Source organism: Streptomyces sp. GC420, assembly GCF_009916105.1.
Taxonomy (GTDB): Bacteria; Actinomycetota; Actinomycetes; order Streptomycetales; family Streptomycetaceae; genus Streptomyces.
Map to the genome: position 1 here is coordinate 1 of NZ_JAAAXQ010000491.1, position 4,948 is coordinate 4,948.

Consider the following 4,948-nt stretch of genomic DNA (forward strand, 5'->3'; position numbering starts at 1 on the left):
CCCCCGCCTCGCGGCGGCGGCCTCGGCCGCCCTGGCCCGGGTGACGGCCTGACACCCGCACGTACCGCACCTCGGGCACCGTGACGCCCCCGGCGGCGAAGGGCTCCCGCGCGCCGTCGGGCCCGAAACCGGACCGCTCGTAGAAGCGGCGGGCGCGGGCGTTGCCCTCCAGCACCCAGAGCAGGACGCGGGGGCGGCCCGCGGCCCTGCAGCGGCCGAGCACCGCGTCCATCAGGGCGCGTCCGGCTCCGGTGGACCAGTGCTCCGGGTCCACATAGAGCGCGTACAGCTCGGCGTCCGCCGTGCTCGCCGCGTTCCCGCCGGCGCCGGGTGTCCCGGCCGGGCGGTACGGGCCGAAGCATGCCCAGCCCACCACCGTGCCCCCGCGTTCCGCGAGCAGGTCGACGACGGTGCCGTCGCTTCCGGCGAGACGGGCGCGGTGGCGGGAGGCGTTCTCCGCCGGGTCGAGGGAGGCGAGGTACGCCGGGGGCAGCAGGCCCGCGTACGCCGTCCGCCAGCCGGCGGTGCGAACGGCCGCGACCGCCTCGCAGTCCGCCTCGGTCATCTCCCGGATCAGCATGCGCCGACGGGCGCGTGCCCGCGGAGGGGAAGTGTCATGACTCCCATCCTTGTGCACGCGCCCGCCGCCGCTCACCGGGTTTTTCTCAGGAACGGAACCCGATCATGCCGTGCAGCGTGGACGCCGTCCCGCCGCCGCTCTGCGCCGCACTCGGCCCGCGGGACGCCGCGGCCGCCTCCAGCGGCTCCGGGTCGGGCAGGGCCGAGCAGATGGCGTCCGCCGCGCCGGAACCGCCGCGCGGAACCTCGCCGGTGGCCAGGTAGGCCGCGAGGTGGTCGTCCAGGCAGGTGTTGCCGCTGAGCGTGATGCCGTGGTTGCCACCGCCCTGCTCGACCACCAGGCTGGAGCCGCGCAGCTTGCGGTGGACGACCACGCCGCCCTGGTACGGGGTCGCCGCGTCGTCGGTCGCCTGGAAGAGCAGCACCGGCGGCAGCTTCTTGTTGGAGACGTCCACCGGCTTCAGGGGCTTGACGGGCCAGAAGGCACACGGTGCGTTGTACCAGGCGTTGTTCCAGGTCATGAACGGCGCCTTCTCGTGGACCTTCCAGTTGTCGTGGCGCCACGTCTTCCAGTCGCGCGGCCAGGAGGCGTCCCGGCACTGCACGGCCGCGTAGACGCTGTAGCCGTTGTCCCCGTCCGCGTCGACGGAGGCGAAGGAACCGTACGCCTCGACGAGCGGTTCGGCGTCCTTGCCGTTGACGTACGCCGCGAGCGCCTCGGCCAGGAACGGCCAGTACCCGTTGTAGTAGCCGCCGGGGATGAAGGTGTCCTCGAACTCGGCGGCACCGACCTTGCCGCCCAGCGGGCTCTTCGCCGCGGCCGCGCGCACCTTGTACCAGGCCGCCTCGACCTTCGCCGGGTCGGTGCCGAGCCCGTAAGCCGCGTCGTGCTTGGCGACCCAGGCGGCGAACGCCTTGTGGCGGGCGTCGAAGGCGTAGTCCTGGTTCAGGTTGTCCTCGTACCAGACGCCGGTCGGGTCGACGATGGAGTCGAGGACCGCGCGCCTGACGCGCTCGGGGTACAGCTTGGCGTAGACGGCGCCCAGGTAGGTGCCGTACGAGTACCCGAAGTAGTTGATCTTCTTCGTGCCCAGGGCCCGGCGGATCAGGTCCATGTCCTTGGCCGCGCTGACCGTGTCCAGGTACCGCAGCAGCTTGCCGTACTTCTTGCCGCAGGACTCGGCGAAGGCCTTCGCCCGGGCGAGGTTCGCCTTCTCGGTCTTGGCGGTGCCGGGCACCGAGTCCGGCCGGACCGGGTCGAAGTGGCCCGGACGGCAGTCCAGGGCGGGCTCGCTGTCGCCCACCCCGCGCGGGTCGAAGCCGATGACGTCGTACTGCGCCGCGATGTCCTTCGGCAGCGAGCGGGCGACGTAACCGGCCAGTGTCAGTCCGCTGCCGCCGGGGCCACCGGGGTTGACCAGCAGCGGGCCCTGGTACTTCTTCGCGGTGTGCGGGACGCGGGACAGCGCCAGGGTGATCTTCTTGCCCCTCGGGCTGCCGTGGTCGAGCGGAACCTCGACCGAGGAGCACTGGAGCGTCGGGTAGTTCTCGGTCGCGCAGTCGGTCCACTTCAGCGCGGACGTGCGCGACGCGGCGGACGCGGCGGAATCCGCGCTTGCCGCGGACGGGACGGCCGTGATCATTCCGGCCACCGCGGCGGCGACTGAGCACAGCGCGATCGCGCGTCTCTTCATCGGGCCTCCCTCGACGGATGTTCGGTGTTCGAGGCCGCGATCGACACGGCCACCGCCGCATCGTCCCCGAAAAGCGGGCCGGAAGGGGCGGTTCAGCTCCGAAAACACGGCGAGTCGCCCCGACTGCCCGCTGTGGCAAGGACTATGACACCAGGTCAGGGGGCTGTGCGAGGTCAGGTCAAGATCTTGTCAGGATTGGCAAGGCGCGGGTCAGAGCAGGGTGAGCTGGGTGGGCTCGGGTTCGGCGAGCGTGGGCTCCGGGGCCACCGGAACGCGCCGCGGTGTCCCGGGATGCGAGGGACCGATGCCGAACTCGCGTGCCAGCTCGTGCACATGGCCGGTGACCCGGCGCTGGTACCACTTGGGCGCGTACGCCCCTTCGGCGTACAGCCGTTCGTAACGGCGTACCAGATGCGGATGGTGCCGGGTCAGCCAGGACATGAACCACTCCCGTGCGCCCGGCCGCAGGTGCAGCACCAGTGGCGTCACCGACGTCGCCCCGGCCTCGGCGATGGCGCGCACGGTCGCCCGCAGCTGGTCGGGGTGGTCGCCGAGGAACGGGACGACCGGGGCCATCAGCACCCCGACACCGATGCCCTGCTCCGTGAGGGCCCGTACGACGTCCAGCCGCCGCCGCGGGGAGGGCGTGCCCGGCTTCAGGGTCCGCCACAGCTCCTGGTCGGTGAAGCCGACCGAGACCGAGATGCCGACCTCGGTGACCTCGGCCGCCCGCCGGAGCAGCGGCAGGTCGCGCAGGATCAGTGTGCCCTTGGTGAGGATGGAGAAGGGGTTGGCGCGGTCGAGCAGGGCGGTCAGGATGCCGGGCATCAGCCGGTAGCGGCCCTCGGCGCGCTGGTAGCAGTCGACGTTGGTGCCCATCGCGACGTGCTCGCCCAGCCAGCGGCGGGAGGCGAGCTGGCTGCGCAGCAACTCGGGCGCGTTGGTCTTGACGACTATCTGGCTGTCGAAGCCGAGCCCGGTGTCGAGGTCGAGATAGCTGTGGGTCTTGCGCGCGAAGCAGTAGACGCACGCGTGGGAGCACCCGCGGTAGGGGTTGACCGTCCACTCGAACGGCATTCGGGAGGCCCCGGGAACCCGGTTGAGGATCGACTTGGCCCGGACCTCGTGGAAGGTGATGCCACGGAACTCGGGTGTGTCGAACGTTCGCGTCGTGACCGCCTCGGCGCCGAACAGGGCGGCCGCCTCGCCGGTGGATGTCTCGTCAGCCAGATTGTCCCAGCGCATGAACAGCTCCTCCGTAGCACTGGGCACACAATAGAACATCTGTTCCCATGATCGTGCGTCCGGCGAGGCCGGTTCGCTGCCCGGCCCCAATGACGGGCCGCACCAACGGGTGGTCGAGCGGTTCTTCGGCATGCTGAAGTACGAAAATCAACTCGCCCGGGAGGTCCTGACATGGCCAGTAAGTTCACCGAGCTTGCGATCGACTGTGCCGATCCCCACGGTCTCGCCCGGTTCTGGTGCTCGGTCCTTGACTACGAGGTGCAGGACGAAGACGAAGGCGAAGGAACTGTCACAATCGGCTCCCCTGTGGTGCCTGAAGGCAGGAACTGCCCCGGCCCCGTACCGCCGACGTTGACATTCGCGCGCGTGCCCGAGGGCAAGACCGTCAACCACGCCCGCGCGAACACGACGATGGGTCCCTTTCGGAGGTGGAGAATCCCGACCCGGGCAAGACCAGACTCTGCCGACTTCCTGACTCGCGACATGCGGGCCGCGCTCCGGGGGCGCTCGCGGGCGTGTCGCGCCTCCCCGCGCGCTGCGATACGCCCTCCCCGATTTGGGGGCAGGAGCGTCAGATGGTTGGCTTGCCGCCACAGTCGACGAAACTCCCGGAATTTCCCCGGGCCACCCCCCTGGAGGACAGTCATGGCGCAGGTCGAGGCCACGACCGAACGCATCATCGCCGCGGACCCGGAGACGGTGTTCGACGCCCTGGCCGACTACAGCGGCACCCGGGCCAGGGTCCTCCCCGGTCACTTCAGCGAGTACGAGGTCAGGGAGGGCGGCGATGGCGAGGGCACGCTCGTCCACTGGAAGCTCCAGGCCACCAGCAAGCGCGTCCGCGACTGCCTGCTGGAGGTCACCGAGCCCACCGACGGCGAACTCGTGGAGAAGGACCGCAACTCCTCGATGGTCACGACCTGGCGGGTCACCCCCGCCGGTGAGGGCAAGTCCCGAGCAGTCGTGACCACCGTCTGGAACGGTGCCGGAGGCATCGGCGGCTTCTTCGAACGGACCTTCGCTCCCAAGGGCCTCGCCCGCATCTACGACGACCTGCTCAACAGGCTCGCCGCCGAGCTCGAGAAGTAGCACCCCGGCCCGCGTCCTGCGGTCCAGCAGTCCCGCGCTCCCGCGGTTCCACCGTCCCCCGCCGGGCTCTGGTCTCCAGGGCCCGGCCGCGATCACCGGATCGGGTGGACTTCCGCGGTGCGCGTTTGTCTGCCCGCACGGCTCCCACCGGCCACAAGGCCACCTGTGCGGGTCGGTTGAGGCGACTCGTCGCACTTGCTCCTTGTTGTCGCGCGATGCGAGAAATGTGCCGCGCAGGCGTGAGACAAAGGGGAGCAGCAGGTGGGCGGGGTCACTCTGGTGAAGGAACACGGGCGGATCAACTCCACGCAGGCGCCGCCCGGCACCGGCGAGTCCATTCC

The 4,948-nt window shown here is 70.6% G+C and carries 4 protein-coding genes and 1 pseudogene; 2 read left to right on the plus strand and 3 right to left on the minus strand.

What is annotated here, in order from left to right; translation table 11 throughout:
• The 3 genes from GUY61_RS34650 to GUY61_RS34660 all read right to left on the minus strand — a co-directional run.
• Positions 1 to 580, minus strand: a 580-nt coding sequence (locus tag GUY61_RS34650; RefSeq protein ID WP_166634295.1) for a GNAT family N-acetyltransferase, incomplete at its 3' end; no start/stop codon positions are given.
• Positions 581 to 665: 85 nt separating this feature from the next.
• The gene (locus tag GUY61_RS34655) at positions 666 to 2,273 is read right to left on the minus strand and encodes an alpha/beta hydrolase (protein ID WP_166634296.1); all 1,608 of its coding nucleotides are present in this window, start codon (positions 2,271 to 2,273) and stop codon (positions 666 to 668) included.
• A 210-nt stretch (positions 2,274 to 2,483) separates the two neighbouring features.
• Positions 2,484 to 3,518 carry an Rv2578c family radical SAM protein gene (locus GUY61_RS34660; protein WP_166634297.1) on the minus strand — a complete coding sequence of 345 codons (1,035 nt, stop codon included), beginning with the start codon at positions 3,516 to 3,518 and terminating at the stop codon, positions 2,484 to 2,486.
• Between the two features lie 171 nt (positions 3,519 to 3,689).
• On the opposite strand from GUY61_RS34660, the pseudogene GUY61_RS34665 reads away from it, so the two are divergent.
• A pseudogene (locus GUY61_RS34665) lies at positions 3,690 to 3,911 on the plus strand (VOC family protein); the annotation flags it as partial.
• 252 nt (positions 3,912 to 4,163) lie between these two features.
• Positions 4,164 to 4,607: an SRPBCC family protein gene (locus GUY61_RS34670; RefSeq protein WP_166634298.1), complete on the plus strand. Its 444-nt coding sequence runs from the start codon at positions 4,164 to 4,166 to the stop codon at positions 4,605 to 4,607.
• Positions 4,608 to 4,948: the final 341 nt, after the last annotated feature.